Genomic DNA, 19,110 nt, shown 5'->3' on the forward strand with positions numbered 1-19,110 from the left:
TGCCGGGCCGGGTTACGGGTTTCTACCGGCTACTGGGTATTGAAGAACTGCAGGTGCCGGGCGTAGGTTAACTGGTGAAGTTCCGGGCTCTGTGCCCCGACCCCAAGGAGATCTGCCATGGTGCAAGCCACCTCACTGCCGCGCAACGAAGCCGGGATCGCCGCCGCCGTCGAGACGCTGAAACAGCGGTTCGGCGACCAGCTGCAAACCGGCCAGGCCATTTGCGAGCAGCACGGCCACACCACCACTTGGATCACCAACCAGGCGCCGGATGCGGTGGCCTTCCCGACCTCCACCGAACAGGTTGCCGAGATCGTCAAGGTCTGCGCCGAGCACGGCGTGCCGGTCATCCCGTACGGCACCGGCACCTCGCTGGAGGGCCATGTGAACGCCCCCGCCGGCGGTATCTGCATCGACATGATGCGGATGGACAGGATCATCGCCGTCCATGCCGAAGACCTCGACGTGGTGGTGCAGCCCGGCGTCACCCGCGAGCAGCTCAACACTTACCTGCGCGATCAGGGCCTGTTCTTTCCGATCGACCCCGGCGCCAATGCCTCGCTCGGCGGCATGGCCGCCACCCGGGCGTCGGGAACCAATGCAGTGCGTTACGGCACCATGAAGGATAACGTTCTGGCACTGGAAGCGGTGATGGCCGACGGCGGTGTGATCCGCACCGCGCAGCGGGCCAAGAAATCCTCGGCCGGCTATGACATGACGCGCCTTCTGGTCGGCTCCGAGGGCACCCTGGGCCTGATCACCGGGCTGACCCTGAAACTGCAGGGCATCCCCGAGGCGGTGCGCTCCGCCCGCTGCTCCTTCCACAGTGTGGACGACGCCTGCCGCGCGGTGATGATGACGATCCAATACGGTATACCTGTTGCCCGGATCGAACTTCTGGATGCGCTCAGCGTGCGGGCAGCCAATGCCTATTCCGGCCTCGACCTGCCGGAAAACCCGCTGCTGCTGCTGGAATTCCACGGCTCCGATGCGGGTGTGGTGGAACAGAGTGATATGTTTGCCTCCATCGCTGAGGAATTCGGCGGTTTCGACATCGCCGCAACCTCGACGGCCGAGGAGCGCAACAAGCTGTGGCAGGCGCGGCACGACATGTATTGGGCCAGCCTGCAACTGCGCCCCGGCGCCAAGGGGATCTCCACCGATGTTTGCGTGCCGATCTCGCGTCTGGCCGAATGCGTCGGCGCCGCGCGCGACAAGGCCGAAGGCATGGGGCTGATGGCGCCGATCGTCGGCCATGTGGGCGACGGCAACTTTCACGCGCTGCTGCTGATCGATATGGATAGCGGCAATGAGCGGCAGAAGGCGGATGAGTTTGTCGGCTGGCTCAACGATCTGGCGATCTCGATGGACGGCACCTGTACCGGCGAACACGGCATCGGCCAGGGCAAACGGCCCTATCTGCAAAAGGAACTGGGCGAGACCACCCGTTACATGGCGGCGGTCAAGGCCGCATTGGATCCGGACAACATCATGAACCCGGGCAAGATTCTGGAGATGTGATCCGCAAACGCCCGCCAGCGGCCCGCACTGGGCCGGCGGCGGGATTTGAGTATTTCTGAAAAGATGAAGAGGCACGCACCGGCGCTTCATCTTTTCAGAAATACTCACTGCACAACGGCTGCGCCCGGACGCGACCTCAGAGCGTTGCGCCTCCGGCGTACGCCCCTGTCACCGCATTTTAAACCCCATATGCCACTCTTTCTCTTGATCGCGGTCACCGCCGGGACTGACACCCCCGGCACTTTGGAACAGGGCCCTTTGGCAAGGGCACGCAGAAACGACGTTCAGTGTGCGGGAGGAAGCTCCCGTCCCGCCTCCTTGGCGGCGCCGCCACTCCTTACTGCTGACGGTCATGGCATCAGACAGCACCCAGGGATAAGCACCGGCAGAATGCAGCAGCAACCGGCAGGGCAGCGGCCCTGGCCGGGCAGCGGCACGTGCACGGCAGTTTTCGCCGAAATGCCGGAAAGCTGCCGCAATTCTGCGCCGGCTCCTGATTTGGGATGAAGCCGCAGCATTTCGTGGAACCGGAGACCGGCATGGGACTGAAAAAGGCAATGGGCATCCTGGTGTTCAGCACCCAGGCGGTGATCGGCTATGATTACTACATCCAGACCCGGGACGCGGGGCTGAATTGGGGCGATCTCAGCGCCACCGACTACGGCACCATCCTGCAGGACCGCTTTACCCGCGCCCGTGCCGCCAAGGAGGCAACCAGCCTCGCCGCCGTTGCAGCCGGCGGCGGCCAGACAATCCTGGGCGGGACGGCCAGCTATGGCAACAGCCTTATATCGGGCCGCGAGCAGGTTGCAGAGGCGCAGAACAGCGAGGACGCGCCTCAGCCGGTCTGCATCCGCCGCGGCAATGTCGCGGACTGCTGACGGCCCCGAAGCGGCCTGAGCAAGGAACCGCTGGGGGCGAAGGCGCCGCTGCCCTTTTCGCGGCACAGAAAAACACCCTTTCCGGCAGGGCTGCGGTAAAATCCGATAGGCTGCGGCGCGCAAGGTCGGTTTTGGATGCTTTAGCGTCGGATGGATTTTGCGCGGATTTCAATGCGCGGGCATAACCGCATCCAAGAATCTCATAAAGCTGGAGAGCCGGAGAATGAAAACCCAAGTCAAAGCACTTGTTGTCGGCGGCGGCGCCGTTGGCACCTCGATTGCCTATCACCTGGCCAAGGCCGGCTGGGAAGACGTCATGCTGATCGAGCGTGACGAGCTGACCTCCGGCTCGACCTGGCACGCAGCCGGCCTTCTGCCGCTGTTCAACATGTCCTATGCGACCACCCACATCCACAAGTACTCGGTCGATTTCTACAAGACCCTGGAAGAGGAAACCGGCCTGAACGCAGGTTTCGCCGTGGTCGGCAACCTGCGGATGGCCCAGACCCAGGAGCGCATGGATGAATACATGCTCTATGCCTCCATCGCGGAAACCTGCGATGTGCCCTATGAATGGTTGACCCCGGATGAGATCAAGGCACGCTGGCCGCTGATCGAAACCTCCGACCTGAAGGGGGCGATCTACCACACCGAGGACGGCTATATTAACCCCGCCGACGTGACCCAGGCGATGGCCAAGGGCGCCCGTCAGCGCGGCGTCGAGATCGTCCGCAAGCTGCAGGCCGATGAATTCCACTGGACCGGCACCCACTGGGAAGTCACCTGCACCAAGATGGTGGAAAAGGGCGGCAACCTGGTTGAGAGCGACGAGAAGGTGGTGATCACCGCCGAGCATGTGGTGACCGCATCGGGCAACCACGCGCAGCGCACCGCCAAGATGCTGGGCATCAAGATGCCCGCGATCCCGGTCGAGCACACCTTCATCGTCATGGACAAGGACCCCGAGCTGGTCAAATGGCGCGAGGCCGGCAACCCCGAGCACCCGGTTGTCCGCGACGCCGACAATGAATCCTATGCCCGCGAAGAGCGCGGCGGCTGGATCCTCGGTATTTATGAGCGCGGCGCCCCCGCGCGGTTCGAACACGGTGTGCCGGACAGCTTCCGTGCTGACCTGTTCCCGCTTGATCTGGACCGGATCGCCGATCAGTACATGGCGATGGCCGAACGGGTGCCCTCCTGCGCCGAGAGCGGCCTCAAGGACGACTTCAACGGCCCGATCTGCTACACCCCCGACGGCAACCCGCTGGTCGGCCCGGCACCGGGCCTGCGCAACATGTGGCTGGCGGAAGGCTTCTCCTTCGGCATCACCGCCGCGGGCGGCACCGGCTACTACCTGGCGCAGATGATGGTGGACGGCGAGGCCGAAATCGACATGGCGTCGCTCGACCCGAAACGCTATTCCTCCAACTGGATGACCACCGAGTTCGCGGCGCGCAAGAACGAAGAGTGCTATGAGCACGTCTATATTCTGCACCACCCGGACGAAGAGCGCCCGGCAGCCCGTCCGCTGCGCACCGCCCCGGCATTTGACCGCCAGAAGGCCCGCGGCGCACAGTTCGGCTGGGTCAACGGCTGGGAACGTCCGAACTACTTCGGTCCGCTGGACGCAGCTGACAATTTTGACGAGGAAGCCCGCTCCTTCCGCCGCGGCGGCTGGTGGCAGCACGCTGTCGACGAGGCAAAAGCCATCCGCGAAGGCGTTGGCCTGGTGGATGCAACCGCCTTTACCAAGCATATCGTCAAAGGCCCCGGCGCAACCCAGTTCCTGGACTGGTTCACCTGCAACAAACTGCCGAAGGTCGGCCGTATCAACCTGACCTATGCGCTGACCGTTGCCGGCACCACCCGCACCGAATACACCATCGTCCGCCTGAAGGACGACGAGTATTACCTGGTGTCGGCGGGCGCCTGGACCGAATACGACGCCGACTTCCTGAAGAAGGCGATCGCGGACAAGGAAGCCGAGTTCGGCCGTATCGAGCTGCAGGACGTGACCACCCAGTGGGGCGTGTTTGCCATTGCCGGACCGAAATCGCGCGACGTGCTGAAAGAGATCATCGTTGATGCCGATCCGGAAACCGCGCTGTCCAACAAGCGGTTCCCCTGGCTGTCGGCCCGTCAGATCGAACTGGGCATGTGCCCGGTCAATGCGATCCGCGTGGCCTACACCGGTGAGCTGGGCTGGGAACTGCACCACCCGATGGAGATGCAGAACTACCTCTTTGATCTGCTGGAAAAAGCCGGTGAAAAGCATGGCATGAAGCTGGTCGGCGCGCGCGCCCAGAACTGGCTGCGCCAGGAGAAATCCTACCGTGCCTTCGGCAACGAGCTGGGCCGCGACGCGACCCCGCTGGAAGCCGACCTGCCGCGCTTTGTCGACCTGGAAAAAGACTTCCACGGCAAGGACAAGCTGATCGAGACCGGTGTGCGGGTGAAATGCTGCACCCTGCTGATCGACGGTCCGGAAGACGCTGATCCCTGGGGCCGCGAGGCGCTGTACGCCGAAGACGGCACCCGTGCGGGCCGCCTGACCTCGGGCGGTTATTCGGTGGCCTTCGAGAAATCCATCGGCATGGGCTATGTAAAGCCCGAGCTGGCGGTCGAAGGGACCAAGCTGAAGGTCAAGATCCAGGACAAGCTGTGGGATGCGGTCGTCACCTGCGACAGCCCCTATGACCCGAAGAACGAGACCATCCGCCAGAACGGCTAAGGCCTGACGGAGAAGTTAAAAAAAAACCCGGTCTTTGTGCTGACGCATTCCGCGTGGTGGGACACTGGCCGGGCTGCCTTAACCCGTCTGTGAAATACAGGCATTTCTGCGCCCCGATTTGGGGCGCAGTTTTTTATTTTTTACAATGCCTTATGACGTCCGTTCTCTGGAGAGGTCCCAGTTCCGAAACTTTCGGCTGTTTCGCCTGGTTGCTGCTCTCTGCTGCAAGTCGCAGGTTTTTGGCGTGATCGAACGAAGCCCGTGCATTTGAGAGATACTTGCCGCCATCTGCGCGTCAGGCTTTCAATCCTCGATCCTTACGATCTTTTGAACAGTCGGATCGTAACGATAGAGATGCATGGTTCCATCCTTGATCAGTTCCACCGCTTCAGCCACATGTTCGGGCAGGACATAAAACCACTCCCGAGGGAAGACCTTCTTCCCAATGCGGTCTGTTATGGTCAGGCCTGAAGGACGGGCAGCATCAAAGAACCTGTGGAGCAGGTCTTCGATCTTCATTCTGGAAAGATTTCGCAGTTCGTAGGTTGCACCGATATCTACATCGGCAAGTAGAAAGGTTGCATCATTACGTGCGTCTGCCACCCGGCGCCGAACGTCCTGAGACGTGACACCGATCTTGTGCAAGATGTAGCGGACCACTTTTTTTCTGGGCGCTCTGACCTGCTGCGCGCCGCATAAATGGTGCCGGTCAGTTCCAAAGCATCCTCTTCCCACTCAGGATCGAGAGGGCCAAGGCCTGGTCTGTGAAGGTACCATTACGCTCTGAACGTTCTTGAGCAACGGCGTATCAAAGGCGCGTGATGCAACGTCAAAACCTTCCCTGAATGGGTTGATCGTGTCGATCAGGTCAATATCCAACTCGCGCACATTGATGAAGCGCTTCACCATGTTGAGAAGAGAATGGTTCGGGCCGTCGTCGCCCTCTTCATCTTTCCCCTTGAATGCCTCGGCCTGGTCATTGAACCCGGGATTGTCTTCGCGGCGTTTCGCCATCCAGATCAGGTTCATCCGAGCAACCAGATCCTGCCTGTCATCGTAGACGATCGCCCGAGCCCGCGGAGTGGGTGGTTCCAGAAGCCCGCCGAGGCCGATGTTGACGCGGCCTTCCTTGCCCACATGCACTGGCTCTCGGATATTGCCGTCCCCGTTCGTGTAAGTGTCCCGGGTGGTGGCGCCCTTGTACGATCCCCGTTCATCGGTGTCATCGACGCGAAAGCCAAACCAACCTTCGGAGATCTCGCGGATCCTGGCGATCATGCCGTCGGTGCAGTCCATGATCTCTTTGCGTTCGTCCTGCTGATCCTTCGTCCTCTTTGGCATCCGCCGCTTGGCACGTATCTGGAACGCTCGGATCTCGTTCACGCAGGCCCCAAAAAACTGGCTTTCATGAAACCGGCCAGTTGGACGCTGCCATGAAAACTTCAGCGCCGATGCGACCTTACTCCCGGGGTATTCTTGTGAGAGGTTTTGGGGCTGCCCGTCTTCGTCCAGATAAGTCGAGTTGAAAACATCAAGGGGTGCAACCCTGGGATCGAAATCAACATCGAGCCGATACACGTAACCGCTACGTGCTTCGGCAGTGACCGCGCAGTTCAACTGGGTATTCCGCCGGTCTGCCGCGGTTTCCCAGTTCACTGTCAAAACCATGTCATCATGGCTGAGGCGACGCTCGATCAACTCGCCGCTCTTTTCGACCTTTGCCTTCCAGCGGCGCAGCCTCTCGCGCTCGTGGGCAAGGTAGACCTCCTCGAACCAGGCGATGCGATCGTAGATGCGGGACATGCCGATGCTTTTGCCGGTCGCAATGCCAAGGGTTCTCTGAATATCAATGATACCTGCGCTGTTCCGGACCGCACCGAGGATGCGAAGGTTGTCCGCGGTGTTCTTTTGCCCGGCATGAGGCCAGGAAACAGAAAAGCGCGCGCCTTTCTTGCCCTTGCACGGTTTGAGCACCACCCGAATGGATTTTGGAGCGGCGTTTCTCTTCGCAGGCTTGCCGTCCCGGACCCCATTGCCGCACAGGGCGTTCACGCCTAGGCTGAGACACCTGCACGGAATGCGCCAGGAGTTTCAGAAATGCCCCTAACTGAGTGGAGCTTAAGCTCTGGCAGGGAGATCGCGGACACCATCATCCGGAACGTCCGTCTGCCGCTGTGCATCACCGACCCGAAACTGCCGGACAACCCGATTATCTATGCCAACCCGGCATTCTGCGAGCTGACGGGGTATCCGCTGGACGAGGTGACCGGCCGCAACTGCCGGTTCCTGCAGGGACCGGACACCACGCCCGAAAGCGTCGCTGCTGTCCGGGAGCTGCTCAGCGGACAGACGGTCGGCACGGTGGAGATCCTCAACTACCGCAAGGACGGCACAGCGTTTCTGAATGCGCTGCAGACCGGACCGGTGCTGGGCGCAGACGGCAAGGCGGAATACTTCTTCGGCTCGCAGCTGGACATCTCTGCCATACGCGCGGCGGAACGGCAGGCGCAAGCGCTGGCCGACCGCGAATTGCGGCACCGGCTGGGTAATATTGTCAACGTGATGTCGGTGATCATCCGGATGACGGCGCAGGAGGAATCCAGCAACAGCGGTTTTGGCAAAACCCTGACCGGCCGCTTGGAGGCGCTGGGAAAGGCGCATATCGATTCCATCGTCCAGCCCGCGCAAGTCCGGCCCGGGTTGCATGCGCTGGCAGAGCAGCTGCTTACTGTCTATGCCCCGTTGGGCAGACGCCAGGTCAGCCTGTCCGGCGCTGATTTTACTCTGCCGGAGCATCTGGTTTCGCCGCTGACATTGCTGCTGCACGAACTGGCCACCAACGCGGTCAAGCACGGAGGGCTCAGCTGTGCCGGGGGCAAGGTGCGGCTGTCCTGGACAGCTGAGGGCGCTGACCTGCAGTTGAAGTGGCAGGAAACAGGCGGCCCCGCTGTCTCGGTCCCCAAGCGCCGGCATGGATCCGCCATCATCCGCAAACTGGTGGCGGCTTCCGGTGGCAGGCTCGAATTTGACTGGCAGCCGTCCGGGCTGGTGGCCACAGCGGCCTTCACAGCCTAGCTTCGTGCTCAGCAGGCGCTGCAGGCTGACGACGGCAAGGCACAGACGGCAGAAAGGATTTTTCAACTTTTCTGGAACCTTCCCCCGGGCTGGGCCGTTCTCCTCATGAACGAAGCAGCACAGGAGATATCACATTGAAACGCTTAACCATGATCGCCTTCGCCGCCGGTTTCGCCGCTGCCCCGGCAGTTGCAGAAATGCAGACGGACGCAGGCCACCTGATCCGCACCCGTGATATCACGGGCGGCGACATCTATACCCTGAACGGCCCGATGGATGCCGACACCTGGGGCAATTGGGAGGCCGCGGGCGTTGGCCCGGACTGGAACGACATTGGTGAAATCGAAGACATCATCCTGGACCGCAAGGGCGCCATGAAAGGGATTGTCGCTGAAGTCGGCGGTTTTCTGGATATCGGCGATAAACATGTGATGATCCCGGTGGAGGACATGCGTCTGGCCCCGGTCGACGACAAACGCTACGTGATCGTCACCCGCTATACCGAGGAACAGCTGGAGCAGTTGCCAGAGGTTGACGAGGGCTGGTGGGACTGATCACAGTTTTTTTTGAAAAGAGGGGCCATTCGGCCCCTCTTTCCGTGTCCGGACCAGTGTCAGGCCGGGGTTTAATCCTCCGCGGTTTCTGCCAGTTCCATGTGGCCCCAGCCGCGCGACAGCACCCGGCGCAGGATCGGCTCGAAGAACTCCAGCGGCTTGGTCGGATACGCCGGATCAAAGGCGCATTGGTCGTATGTCTCGCAGAAATACCGGCAGTCCTCCCAATGCGGGCTGTCGCGGTATTTGTCCCGCGCGTTGCGGTCGCCGCCGAAGTAGTGGTTGTAGTAGAAGCCCTGGAACACGCAGTGGTGCTTGAGGATCCAATAGGTCTTCTCGCTGACGTAGGGCTTCATCATCGCCGCCGACAGCTCGCCGTGGTTGTAGGGCGACAGGATGTCGCCGGTGTCATGGATCAGTGCAGCCACGATGATTTCATCATTGGCACCATCCGCATGGGCGCGGGTCGCAGCCTGCAGGCTGTGCTGGTAGCGGTTCACCGGGTAGGGGGTCCAGTCCTCGTCCAGCGAACGGATCGCATCCAGGATCCGCTCGGGCAGGGCGGCGTTGTAGGCTGCCTCATAGGCTTCGACTGCGGCCCAGTCTTCGGCAGTGGCGTTCTGGAAACTGGTCCAGGTCGGTTTGTGGCTTTTGTCCAGCATAGGCGGGTCCTCTGGTTGATCTCAGGACAGGATAGCGGCCGCTGGGCAAGCAGAAAAACGAATTGATTTGCTCAGTCTGAGCAGAAATAGTGATTGCCATGCAGATCAACGCTTTTGAAACTTTTCTGGCGATCGAGGCCGCTGGCAGCTTTCATGGCGCGGCGCGGCGTCTGCACATCACCCAGACCGCGGTCAGTGCCCGGATCAAAGGGCTGGAAGACAGCCTGGGGGCAACACTGTTTGAGCGCGGCCCGGGCGGCACGCGGCTGTCGGCGGCGGGGCGGCAGTTTCTGCCCTATGCCGAGCAGATGATGCGCACCTGGGAGTTTGTCTCGGGCGATTTGCGCGCCAGCCTGGCAGGGCGGGTCTCGCTGCGGCTGGGGGCGCAGCTGTCGGTCTGGGACCCGCTGCTGGTGGATGTGGCGGTCTGGCTGGAGCAGGCGCAGGGCACGGTGCCGTTCACGCTGAACTATGACCACGGGCTGAACATGGCTGAGGCGGTGTCGCGCAGGCTGCTGGATCTGGCGATCGTGAACGAGGTGCCGGCCGGCACAAGGCTGGGCGTCGAGGCGCTGCCGCCGGAGCCTTTGGTTCTGGTGTCGGATCAGCCGCTGCGGCTGGGACAGGACGAGCTGCCGCTGTTCATCAATCTGGAGTTCGGCAGCGAATATGCGGCGCAGGTGCAGCAAGTGCTGCCCAGGCGCAGCCGTCAGCATATTGTGCTGGGCAACGCGCCGATGGGGTTGCGCTATCTGATGAAGCGCGGCGGCATGGGGTATTTCCCGGCCTATATGGCGGCAGAGGCGCTGGCGGCCGGGCAGATCCACAGGGTTGAAGAGGCGCCGCAGATCAGCCTTAGCTGCAAGGTGCTGTACCTGACTGACAACCCGGCGCTGGAGCAGATCCGCCAGGTGCTGCAAGGGCTGCGGGAGGTCCGGGGCAGCGGTTAGGAAGGGAATATTTTCCGCGCAGCAGACTGTGCGTCAGCTGATCAAAGCAGTTTATCGCCCTGGCCGCCTGTTTATTGCTGGTCTGCTGCCCTGGACCAGCGCCTTGCCAAGGGCGCCAAAGGCCCCAGGGCGTCCGGCATGGCCGCGGTCGGATTGCGCCGGCCTTTGCGGGTTTCAATCAGTTCCCCGTGCCGGCCTGTCTGCTGCTGCTTCGGCCATTTTTTCTAATGGCCGGAGGTGTTCCGCTGGCAGGGGCGGGCGGCCCTGATCCGGATCACAGGGATGGTTTTTCTGCAACCAGCGCCAGATTATTGGCGGGCATTTCAACGGCCTGCAGCAGCTCCAGCCCGGCGCTGTGCAGCCAGCCGATGGTGTCGAAATCATCCTTGTAGCCGATCTGCGGATCGTGGGCGGTGAGGCTGGCGTGGAAGCTCCGGTCGCCCTCGCTGGTCAAGGCGCCGCCGCGCAGGAAGGGGCCGTAGATCACGAAGCGGCCGCTGGGGGCAAGGGCGGCGGCGGCTTCGCGGATCAGGGTTTCCGCCTCCCCCTCGCTGATCAGATGCAGCAGGTTGACCAGCACGATCAAATCCTGCCCCGGGTGATCCGCGCTCCAGCCGGGGGCGGTGGCGTCCAGCGCCACCGGCGGCGCGATGTTCGCCAGGCCCGCCCCGCCGGCATAGGCCCGGATACTGGCAAGCCGGGCCGCGTCCGCTTCGCTGGGCTGCCAGGTCAGGCCGGGCAGGCGGGCGGCATAGGCCGCCGCATGCTGGCCGGTGCCGCTGGCCAGTTCCAGTGCGCGGCCCTGTGCCGGCGCCACCTCCTCCAGCAGATCACACAGAACCCCGCTGTTGCGGGCAGCGGCGGGGGCGAACAGCTTGCCGCCCTCCGGCGCTGCGACCGAGGCTGATCCGGGGACAGACCGCACCGGCATCAGCGCAGCCTTGCAGGCGACAGGGCGGCGACCGCAGCGGCCCCCAGCACCGGTGAGCGGCCCGCCACCAGATCGGCAATCAGCTGCGAGGCGGAGGGCGCGGTCATGATGCCATAGCCGCCTTGACCCGCGCACCAGATGAAATCCGGCGTGTCCGGGTCCGGCCCCAGCACCAGGGTGCCGTCGGCCACAAAACTGCGCAACCCGGCAAAGTTGCTTTCAACCCGCGTGACCGGCTCGGTCACCATTTCCTCGTAGCGCGCCAGCCCCTCGGCCAGCACCATGTCGTCGGCATAGGCGTCATGCGGATCCACCGGATCGGCATCGGCGGGAGAGACCAGCAGCTTGCCGGCATCGGGCCGGGCGTACCAGGTTTCGCCGACGCCGAACATCATCGGCCAGCCGCTGACGTCGTGACCGCCGGGGGCGGGCAGCCGCGCCATCGAGCGGCGCTTGGGCTGCAGACCGATGCCGGCGACCCCGGCCAGCGCCGCCACCTGATCCGCCCAGGCGCCCGCAGCATTGACCAGATTGCGGGCCTCATAGGCGGTGCCGCCCGCAGTGACCTGCCAGCCGCCGCTGATCCTTGTGATCGCGGTCACCTGCGCCTTGGTTGCAATCTGCCCGCCGGCGGCGCGCAGCGCCTTGGCGAAGTCCTGCAGCATCCGGTCGGTGTCGATATCCTCGGCCTCACCGCTGATCGCGGCAAAGCCCACGGTTTGCGGGTTCAGGATGGGAACCATGGCGCGGGCCTCGTCCAGGTCCAGCGTCGCCATCTGCAGTTCGTCCACATCGCGGGCAAACCCGTCGGCATCATCCCTGGCCCCGACCAGCATCAGCCCGCGCGGCGACAGGTAGCCGTTGTCGCGCAGATGCGCGGCGCTGGCGCGGTTCAGATCGACAGTGGGGCCGTGGCCATAGTTTTCCTCGAACAGCGCGGCGGAGCGGCCCGAAGAATGGTAGCCAAGCGCATCCTCCATTTCCAGCAGCGTGACGCTGCCCAGATGGGCAAGCCGGGCAGCGGCGCTGGTGCCGGCCATGCCGCCGCCGATGACGATGAAATCCTGCATGGGTTCAGTCCTGTTCTTCCAGCCGGTCGGTCGCGGGTGCGGGTCGCGGGCTGAGTGTTTCAAGTGTTTGGTAAAGGTCCGCATCCATATCGAAATCCAGCGCCGCCAGCGACGGGCGGAGCTGGTCAGCGGTGCGGGCGGAGATGATCGGGAGGGGCGCCGCCGGATGCGCAGCCGCCCAGGCCACGGCAAGGGTGGCCGGATCGGTGCCGCGCTCTGCTGCCAGTGCGGCCAGGGCGCCTGCGGTCTGATGCATGAAGGCTTGCCCGTAGCGGATGCCGTAGCCTTTGTCTTCGGTGAGGCGGCCGCTGCCGCCGGCGGCGTATTTGCCGGTCAGCAGCCCGCCGCCCAGCGGGGAATAGGGCACCGCGGTGATGCCTTGATCGGCGCACATCGGCAGAATCTCGACCTCGGCCTGGCGCTTCACCAGCGAATACATCGGCTGCAGGATGTCGACCCGGATGCCAGAGGCCAGCCCCGCCATCTGCGCCTTCATCACCTGCCAGGCGGCAAAATTCGACAGTGCTGCATAGCGGATCAGCCCGTCGTCCTTGAGCGCGGCAAAGCAATCCATGGTTTCGCGCAGGCCGGTTTCCGGATCGAACCGGTGCAGATAGAGCACGTCCACCATGTCAAGTCCCAGCCGGCGGCGGCTTTCGTCAAACTGCGCGCGGATGTTGGCGGCGCCTGCACCGCCGGTATAGCCGGCCTTGGTGGCGATCAGCAGCTGGTCGCGCTCAGCCCGGATCAGACGGCCCAGGATCTGTTCCGAGCGGCCCCCGGTATAGATCCAGGCGGTGTCAAAGTGGCTGATGCCGGCGGCACGGCAGGCAGCGTACATCCGGGCGGATTGCGCCTCATCGGCGCGGCCGCCGAACTGCATGCAGCCAAAGGCGAAACGGCTGGCGGGGGTGCCGTCGGGGGCGGTTGGAAACGCAGGTCTGGTCATGCGGCGAACCTGCCATGCCGGCCGCCGCAGGCAAAGGGAATTCCGTTGGCGGGCGACAAAAGGCTTTGACGGGGCGCAAGGCAGTGCAAGTATTGAGCCAGTTCAAGCAAGTAATTTAAAACGAGGGAAAAACGAATGACGACGTCAGACGTGCATCCGATGGCATCGGGGCACATACCGGGATATGTGACCGCCGCGGATGGCAGTGACTTCCTGTTCACCTTCATGGCGGTGTTCACCATCGTCCTGATCCTGCTGATCGGGGTCGCCTATTTCACCCTGCATGCGCTGCCCGAAAAAATGGCGCACAAAAGCAATCACCCGCAGTTCCAGCTGGTCGGCATCCTGGCGCTGCTGGCGCTGTTTACCCATAACAACATCTTCTGGGTCGCAGCGATCCTGATGGCAGGCTTCCAGATCCCGGACCTCGCAGCGCCGCTGCGCTCGATAGCGGATGCGATCCGCGGCCAGCGCGATCCGTCCGCAACGGCCGAGGGGCCGCCGCCGCCGCAGGACCCGCCGGAGCCCGCCGCGCCGTCCCAGGCACAGCCGACAGCAGAGGGGCACTGATCCATGATTGAGACTATGCTGTGCGCGCTGATTACCATCCTGCCGGATTTTCTGTACCGCCGTTTTGTCCAGGGCAAACGCATCGGCCAGGAGCTGACGCTGTTTTCCGTCTGGTATGAGCTGCGCTGGGGCCTGACCGCTTGTGTGATGCTGACGCTGACGGTGATCACCACGCTGTTCTACTTTCACCCGGCAACCAAGACGGTGGTTTCATACTACCGCACCGTGACCATCCTGCCGCAGGTCGGCGGCCGGGTCGCAGAGGTTTATGTCGAGAACAATCAAGAGGTTAAGGCAGGGGATCCGATCTTGAAGCTGGAGGGTTTCTCGCAGCAGGCGGCGCTGGAAGCGGCCCGAGCGGCAATCGCCGAGGTGGAGGCCTCGCGCAAGCTGGCCGAGACCGATCTGGCCAAGTCCAGGGCGGGGATCGCCCAGGCCAAGGCAGCGCTGGCCCAGTCGCGCGATGATCTGGAGCGCAATCAGCAGCTGCGCGATCAGGGCTCCAGCGCGGTGCGCCTGACAGAGATCGAGCGGCTGGAGAACCTGGTGGCCCAGCGTCAGGCCGCGCTGGAAGCCGCCGAGGCGCAGCAGGCCGCGGTGCAGCAGCAGATCGACGTGCTGATCCCGGCCCAGATGTCCAGCGCCGAGGCGCAGCTGCATCTGGCGCAGGCCGAGCTGGACAAGACCCTGGTCACCGCCGGTGTCGATGCCCGGATCGAGCAGTTCGCGCTGCAGGTGGGCGATTACGTCAACCCGATCCTGCGCCCGGCGGGCATCCTGGTGCCGCTGGAGTCGGGCCGCAACCGTTTCCAGGCTGGTTTCAACCAGATGGCGGCGCAGGTGATCAAGCCCGGCATGGTGGGCGAGATCGGCTGCATGACCAAACCCTTCACGGTGATCCCGATGGTGGTTATCGCGGTGCAGGATGTCATCGCCACCGGCCAGCTGCGCCCCACGGATGAGCTGCGCGACCTGAAAAACATGCGCGAACCCGGCACCATCACCGTCGTCATGGAGCCGCTGTACGAAGGCATGACAGAGCCGCTGCCGCCGGGCAGCAACTGCATCGCCAATGTTTACACCAGCAACCACGAGAGGCTGGAGCATGACGAGAGCCTCAGCACCCCCCATTGGCTGTTCCTGCATGTGGTGGACACCATCGGCGTGGTCCATGCGGCCGGCCTGCGGCTGCGGCTCTTGCTGATGCCGGTGACAACGCTGGTGCTCTCCGGCCACTGACGGCGGGGGCAGCAGGGTTCAGCAGGGGGCGGCAAGTGCCATATTGCCGCCCCCTTTTTCTTTTATCAGCTTCCGCCATAACATGCGCAACGGAGGCTCCCGGTGAAACAGATCCTGACAATAGCAGCTGCAACACTGCTGGCGGCCTGCTCAGCCCCGGAAAAACCCGACTACTGGACTGCGACGCGGGCCGGTTACGGGGGGGGGAACGGCGGTTCCGCCGCGGCCGGCGGCAGCTACCGCGCCGGCGCCGAGGCCGCCCTCAGCCCCGATGCCGCGATGCGCCCGGGCCTGCACAAAACCCGCACCGGCGCGCCATGGCTGGTCGCCCATTCGGCCGGTTTCCAGGCAGGCGGCGCACGGCTGGCGCCCCGCGAGGCCGCCGGGGCTGCGCTTGCCTACAAGGCGTCTGAACGCAGGACGCCCTATGCGGCGAAGACCCATCTGGGGGATGCGCGGACCCGGTTCCGGATTGTCACCGTGGACGGCAGCAGTTTTGCAGTGCTGTTTGCCATCAGCCTGCCCAAGACCGGGCAGCCGGCCGGGCAGCAGATTGGCAGCAGTGCCGCGCTGCACGCGCTGACAGCCTATGCCGCGCAGATTTCAGGCTGCACGGTGACCGGTGCGCCGCTGGCTGAACGCGACGGCGGCCAGGTGCGGCGGCTGGCGGCGCCGGTGCGCTGTTCCTGACCGGACCGCGGACCGCGGACGCAAAAGGCCCGCCGATCGGCGGGCCCATCCAGTGCTAAGGGACGCGCAGCTTACTGCGGGATGTCGCCTTCGAGGCCTTCGACATAAAAGTTCATGCCTGCCAGGGTGCCGTCGTCCGCGGTTTCGCCCTCTGCCAGCCAATCAGTGCCGTCCTGCTTTTTCAGCGGGCCGGTGAACGGGTGGTAGCTGCCGTCTGCGATGGAGGCCTTGAGGGCCAGCGCCGCCTCTTTCACGTCAGCCGGAACCGCGTCGGAAATCTCGCCGATGCCAACCATGCCGGCGCCGATGCCGTCCCAGGTGTCAACCGACTCCCAGGTGCCGTCGATCACCGCCTTGGTGCGGGCGATGTAATAGGGCGCCCAGTTGTCGATGATCGAGGACACCCGCGGTTTCGGCGCGTATTCGGCCATGTCGGAGGCCTGGCCGAAGGTGATCACGTTGCCGGCAGCCTGTGCGGCGGCCTGCGGCGCGGTGGAGTCGGTGTGTTGCAGAATCACGTCGGCGCCCTGTTCGATCAGCACTTTGGCGGCGTCCGCCTCTTTGGCCGGGTCGAACCAGGTAAAGGCCCAGACGATCTTGAACTCGACGTCGGGGTTCACCTTCTTGGCGTGGATATAGGCCGAGTTGATGCCGCGGATCACTTCCGGGATCGGGTAGGAGCCGATGTAGCCCACCACGTTGCTCTCGGTCATGAGGCCCGCAATGGTGCCCTGCACCGCACGGCCTTCATAGAAACGGGCGGAGTAGGTGGAGACGTTGCCGGCGCGTTTATAGCCGGTGGCGTGTTCGAATTTCACGTCCGGGAATTTCTTGGCGACGTTGATGGTGGGGTCCATGTAGCCAAAGGAGGTGGTGAAGATCAGGTCGGCGCCCTGCAGTGCCATCTGGGTCATGACCCGCTCGGCATCCGGGCCTTCGGCCACGCTTTCCACATAGACGGTTTCGACCTGGTCGCCGAACTCGGCCTCGACCGCCTTGCGGCCCTGGTCGTGCTCATAGGTCCAGCCGCCGTCGCCGACGGGGCCGACATAGACAAAGCCCACTTTGGTCTTGTCTTGGGCCCAGGCCGCCCCCGCGGCGAGGCCAAGCGCCACCGCAGCGCTGGTCAGAAGGTTGGTCAGTTTCATCAAATTCTCCCCAGTTTGGATCTATTGGCCCCGGCTCCGAGGCAGTGGAAAGCCCCCTCAGCGGGAGGCATGGAAGTTGCGGCCAAGCGATGCTGGTGCGCTGCTTTTGTCCGCCGAAAGAATAACAAGCACAATAATTGTAATCAGATAGGGCGACATTGCCAGATACTCGACCGGGATGGCAACGCCTGCCGCCTGCAGATTGAGCTGCACAACAGTGACCCCGCCGAAAAGATAGGCCCCCAGCAAGGCGCGCCAGGGTCTCCAGCTGGAAAAGACCACCAGGGCAAGGGCGATCCAGCCGATGCCGGCGGTCATGCCCTCGGTCCACTGCGGCACCCGGATCAGGCTGATATAGGCGCCGCCAAGCCCGGCGCAGGCACCGCCGAACATGATCGCCATCAGGCGGATCTTCAGCACCTTGTATCCCAGCGCATGGGCGGCGTCGTGGTTTTCCCCCACCGCACGCAGCACCAGGCCGATGCGGGAATATTTCAGAACCCACCAGACCGCGGCGGTCAGGGCAATGCCGAAATAGAGGATGATGTCATGGCCGAACAGGATCGGGCCGACGACGGGCAGGTCGCTGAGCACCGGAATATGGATATCGCCCATCCGCGGCGGCTTCACACCGACATAGGACTGACCCATCAGCGCCGACAGGCCGAGGCCGAACAGCGTCAGCGACAGGCCCGAGGCCACCTGGTTGGCCTGGGCAAACTGGGTGAGGATGGCAAACAGGACCGACAGCGCCGCGCCCGCGACGGCGGCGGCAATGAAACCAAGGAGAGGAGAGCCGCTTTCCACCGCCACGGCAAAGCCCGCGATGGCGCCCACGATCATCATCCCCTCGACGCCGAGGTTCAGAACGCCGGATTTTTCGACCACCAGCTCGCCGATCGCCGCCAGCAGGAGCGGGGTTGCCGCCACCATCAGCGAGGCGATGAGCAGGACCGGGTTGATTGCAGACAGATCCATGTTACGCCACCTCCGGCTTGCTGAGTGCGATGCGGAAATTGGTCAGCAGGTCGAAGGCCAGCAGGAAGAACAGCAGCATCCCCTGGAACACCTGGATCGCCGCCGCGGGCAGCTGCAGGTTCGACTGCGCGATGTCGCCGCCAATATACGTCAGCGCCATCAGCCCGCCTGCCAGCAGGATGCCGACCGGGTGCAGACGGCCCAGGAAGGCGACGATGATGGCGGTGAAGCCATAGCCCACATTGAAGTCGATGGAGATCTGGCCGGAGGGGCCCGAGACCTCGAACATTCCCGCCAGCCCCGCCAGCGCGCCGGAGGTGCCAAGGCAGAACAGCACCAGACGGGCCGGGTTGACGCCGGCGAATTTGGCGGCGCGCGGCGCCTCGCCGGTGAGGCGGATGTGATAGCCGGTCATATGGCGGTTCAGCAGCACATAGGCAAAGATCACCGCAATCAGCGCCGCCACCACGCCCCAATGCATGCCGGTGCCGGTAATCAGCTCGGCGTTATGGGCGCTGTCCCAGGCCTGCAGGTTGCGCGAGCCGGGAAAGCCAAAGCCTTCGGGGTTCTTCAACAGCCCCAGCGAGACCGATGCGAGGAACTGCTCGGCCACATAGACCAGCATCAGCGAGACCAGGATTTCGTTGGTGCCAAAGCGGGTTTTCAGCACCGCCGGGATCATCGCCCAGATCCAGCCGCCGAACGCACCGGCGATGACCATGAACGGAAAGATCAGGAAGGATTCGGAGGGGTAGAAGGCAAGGCCCGCCCCGGCGCCAAAGATGGCGCCCATGATGTACTGGCCTTCGGCGCCGATGTTCCAGATGCCGGCCCTGAAACCCAGCGACAGGCCGATGGCGATCAGTACCAGCGGCGCGCCTTTGACCAGCAGCTGCGGCCGGTAGTAGAAAGCGAACTCGCCGAACAGCGGTTCCCAGAAAATGATGCGGATCGCCTCCACCGGCGGTTTGCCAAGCGCGGCGAACAGCAGCCCGCCGAACAGCATCGTCGCCAGCACCGCCACCAGCGGCGTCGCCAGCGACCAGGCCCGCGACGGCTGCGGCCGTTTCTCAAGCCGGATCATGACGCGGCTCCCTGTTTCATCTTTCCAAAAATACTCATGCGCCTCGCGCGGCGGCGGACTGCGCCGCCGGGGGGGGA

The 19,110-nt window shown here is 63.7% G+C and carries 18 protein-coding genes; 9 read left to right on the top strand and 9 right to left on the bottom strand.

Features of this window, described 5'->3' with window-relative positions; all coding sequences use genetic code 11:
* Window positions 1–117: 117 nt before the first annotated feature.
* The 3 genes from AC0KW6_RS19440 to AC0KW6_RS19450 all read left to right on the top strand — a co-directional run bounded on the left by AC0KW6_RS19440 (window position 118) and on the right by AC0KW6_RS19450 (window position 5,133).
* Window positions 118–1,521 (top strand): FAD-binding oxidoreductase, encoded by a 1,404-nt coding sequence (locus AC0KW6_RS19440; protein ID WP_474035765.1) that lies wholly within the window; start codon window positions 118–120, stop codon window positions 1,519–1,521.
* Between the two features lie 539 nt (window positions 1,522–2,060).
* Window positions 2,061–2,402: a hypothetical protein gene (locus AC0KW6_RS19445; RefSeq protein ID WP_474035767.1), complete on the top strand. Its 342-nt coding sequence runs from the start codon at window positions 2,061–2,063 to the stop codon at window positions 2,400–2,402.
* Between the two features lie 223 nt (window positions 2,403–2,625).
* Entirely contained in the window at window positions 2,626–5,133 is a 2,508-nt protein-coding gene (locus tag AC0KW6_RS19450) for a GcvT family protein (RefSeq protein ID WP_323783538.1), read from the top strand.
* 303 nt (window positions 5,134–5,436) lie between these two features.
* On the opposite strand, the gene AC0KW6_RS19455 is transcribed toward AC0KW6_RS19450, so the two are convergent.
* Together AC0KW6_RS19455 and AC0KW6_RS19460 are read right to left on the bottom strand one after the other, a co-directional pair.
* A complete protein-coding gene (locus tag AC0KW6_RS19455; RefSeq protein WP_474035768.1) occupies window positions 5,437–5,778 on the bottom strand; it encodes a GIY-YIG nuclease family protein in 342 nt (113 codons plus the stop codon).
* A 90-nt stretch (window positions 5,779–5,868) separates the two neighbouring features.
* Window positions 5,869–7,185 (bottom strand): hypothetical protein, encoded by a 1,317-nt coding sequence (locus AC0KW6_RS19460; protein WP_474035769.1) that lies wholly within the window; start codon window positions 7,183–7,185, stop codon window positions 5,869–5,871.
* A 45-nt stretch (window positions 7,186–7,230) separates the two neighbouring features.
* Between AC0KW6_RS19460 and AC0KW6_RS19465 the strand changes: the two genes are divergently transcribed.
* Window positions 7,231–8,208, top strand: coding sequence for a PAS domain-containing protein (locus AC0KW6_RS19465; RefSeq protein WP_323784096.1), 978 nt, complete (start codon window positions 7,231–7,233; stop codon window positions 8,206–8,208).
* Between the two features lie 134 nt (window positions 8,209–8,342).
* Complete coding sequence (locus AC0KW6_RS19470) at window positions 8,343–8,762, top strand: PRC-barrel domain-containing protein (RefSeq protein WP_323784094.1); 420 nt, start codon at window positions 8,343–8,345, stop codon at window positions 8,760–8,762.
* Between the two features lie 71 nt (window positions 8,763–8,833).
* Here AC0KW6_RS19470 and AC0KW6_RS19475 read toward each other — a convergent pair whose 3' ends face one another.
* Complete coding sequence (locus AC0KW6_RS19475; protein WP_323784092.1) at window positions 8,834–9,424, bottom strand: HD domain-containing protein; 591 nt, start codon at window positions 9,422–9,424, stop codon at window positions 8,834–8,836.
* 98 nt (window positions 9,425–9,522) lie between these two features.
* On the opposite strand from AC0KW6_RS19475, the gene AC0KW6_RS19480 reads away from it, so the two are divergent.
* Entirely contained in the window at window positions 9,523–10,374 is an 852-nt protein-coding gene (locus AC0KW6_RS19480) for a LysR family transcriptional regulator (RefSeq protein ID WP_474035770.1), read from the top strand.
* 274 nt (window positions 10,375–10,648) lie between these two features.
* On the opposite strand, the gene AC0KW6_RS19485 is transcribed toward AC0KW6_RS19480, so the two are convergent.
* Genes AC0KW6_RS19485 through AC0KW6_RS19495 form a run of 3 tightly spaced genes read right to left on the bottom strand, consistent with a single transcriptional unit; the run spans window position 10,649 to window position 13,324 of the window.
* Window positions 10,649–11,305: a DUF938 domain-containing protein gene (locus tag AC0KW6_RS19485; RefSeq protein ID WP_474035771.1), complete on the bottom strand. Its 657-nt coding sequence runs from the start codon at window positions 11,303–11,305 to the stop codon at window positions 10,649–10,651.
* Window positions 11,305–12,375: an NAD(P)/FAD-dependent oxidoreductase gene (locus AC0KW6_RS19490; protein ID WP_474035772.1), complete on the bottom strand. Its 1,071-nt coding sequence runs from the start codon at window positions 12,373–12,375 to the stop codon at window positions 11,305–11,307. The genes AC0KW6_RS19485 and AC0KW6_RS19490 overlap by 1 nt, the downstream gene beginning before the upstream one ends.
* 4 nt (window positions 12,376–12,379) lie before the next feature.
* Window positions 12,380–13,324, bottom strand: coding sequence for an aldo/keto reductase (locus tag AC0KW6_RS19495; protein WP_323780822.1), 945 nt, complete (start codon window positions 13,322–13,324; stop codon window positions 12,380–12,382).
* A gap of 135 nt (window positions 13,325–13,459) precedes the next feature.
* On the opposite strand from AC0KW6_RS19495, the gene AC0KW6_RS19500 reads away from it, so the two are divergent.
* The 3 genes from AC0KW6_RS19500 (at window position 13,460) to AC0KW6_RS19510 (ending at window position 15,823) form a co-directional block, all read left to right on the top strand.
* On the top strand, window positions 13,460–13,894 hold the full coding sequence (locus tag AC0KW6_RS19500) for a hypothetical protein (RefSeq protein WP_323780825.1): 435 nt from the start codon (window positions 13,460–13,462) through the stop codon (window positions 13,892–13,894).
* Between the two features lie 3 nt (window positions 13,895–13,897).
* The gene (locus AC0KW6_RS19505) at window positions 13,898–15,133 is read left to right on the top strand and encodes an HlyD family secretion protein (protein WP_323780828.1); all 1,236 of its coding nucleotides are present in this window, start codon (window positions 13,898–13,900) and stop codon (window positions 15,131–15,133) included.
* Between the two features lie 102 nt (window positions 15,134–15,235).
* Window positions 15,236–15,823 carry a hypothetical protein gene (locus tag AC0KW6_RS19510; RefSeq protein ID WP_474035773.1) on the top strand — a complete coding sequence of 196 codons (588 nt, stop codon included), beginning with the start codon at window positions 15,236–15,238 and terminating at the stop codon, window positions 15,821–15,823.
* Between the two features lie 71 nt (window positions 15,824–15,894).
* On the opposite strand, the gene AC0KW6_RS19515 is transcribed toward AC0KW6_RS19510, so the two are convergent.
* From AC0KW6_RS19515 to AC0KW6_RS19525, 3 genes are read right to left on the bottom strand one after another with little or no spacing between them, the layout of a single operon-like run.
* Window positions 15,895–16,971, bottom strand: a complete 1,077-nt coding sequence (locus tag AC0KW6_RS19515; RefSeq protein ID WP_323780834.1) for a BMP family ABC transporter substrate-binding protein — start codon at window positions 16,969–16,971, stop codon at window positions 15,895–15,897.
* A gap of 57 nt (window positions 16,972–17,028) precedes the next feature.
* Entirely contained in the window at window positions 17,029–17,949 is a 921-nt protein-coding gene (locus tag AC0KW6_RS19520; protein ID WP_323780837.1) for an ABC transporter permease, read from the bottom strand.
* A 1-nt stretch (window position 17,950) separates the two neighbouring features.
* Window positions 17,951–19,033, bottom strand: a complete 1,083-nt coding sequence (locus AC0KW6_RS19525; protein WP_474035775.1) for an ABC transporter permease — start codon at window positions 19,031–19,033, stop codon at window positions 17,951–17,953.
* Window positions 19,034–19,110 lie beyond the last annotated feature (77 nt).

The sequence above is a fragment of the Leisingera sp. SA215 genome (assembly GCF_055902035.1).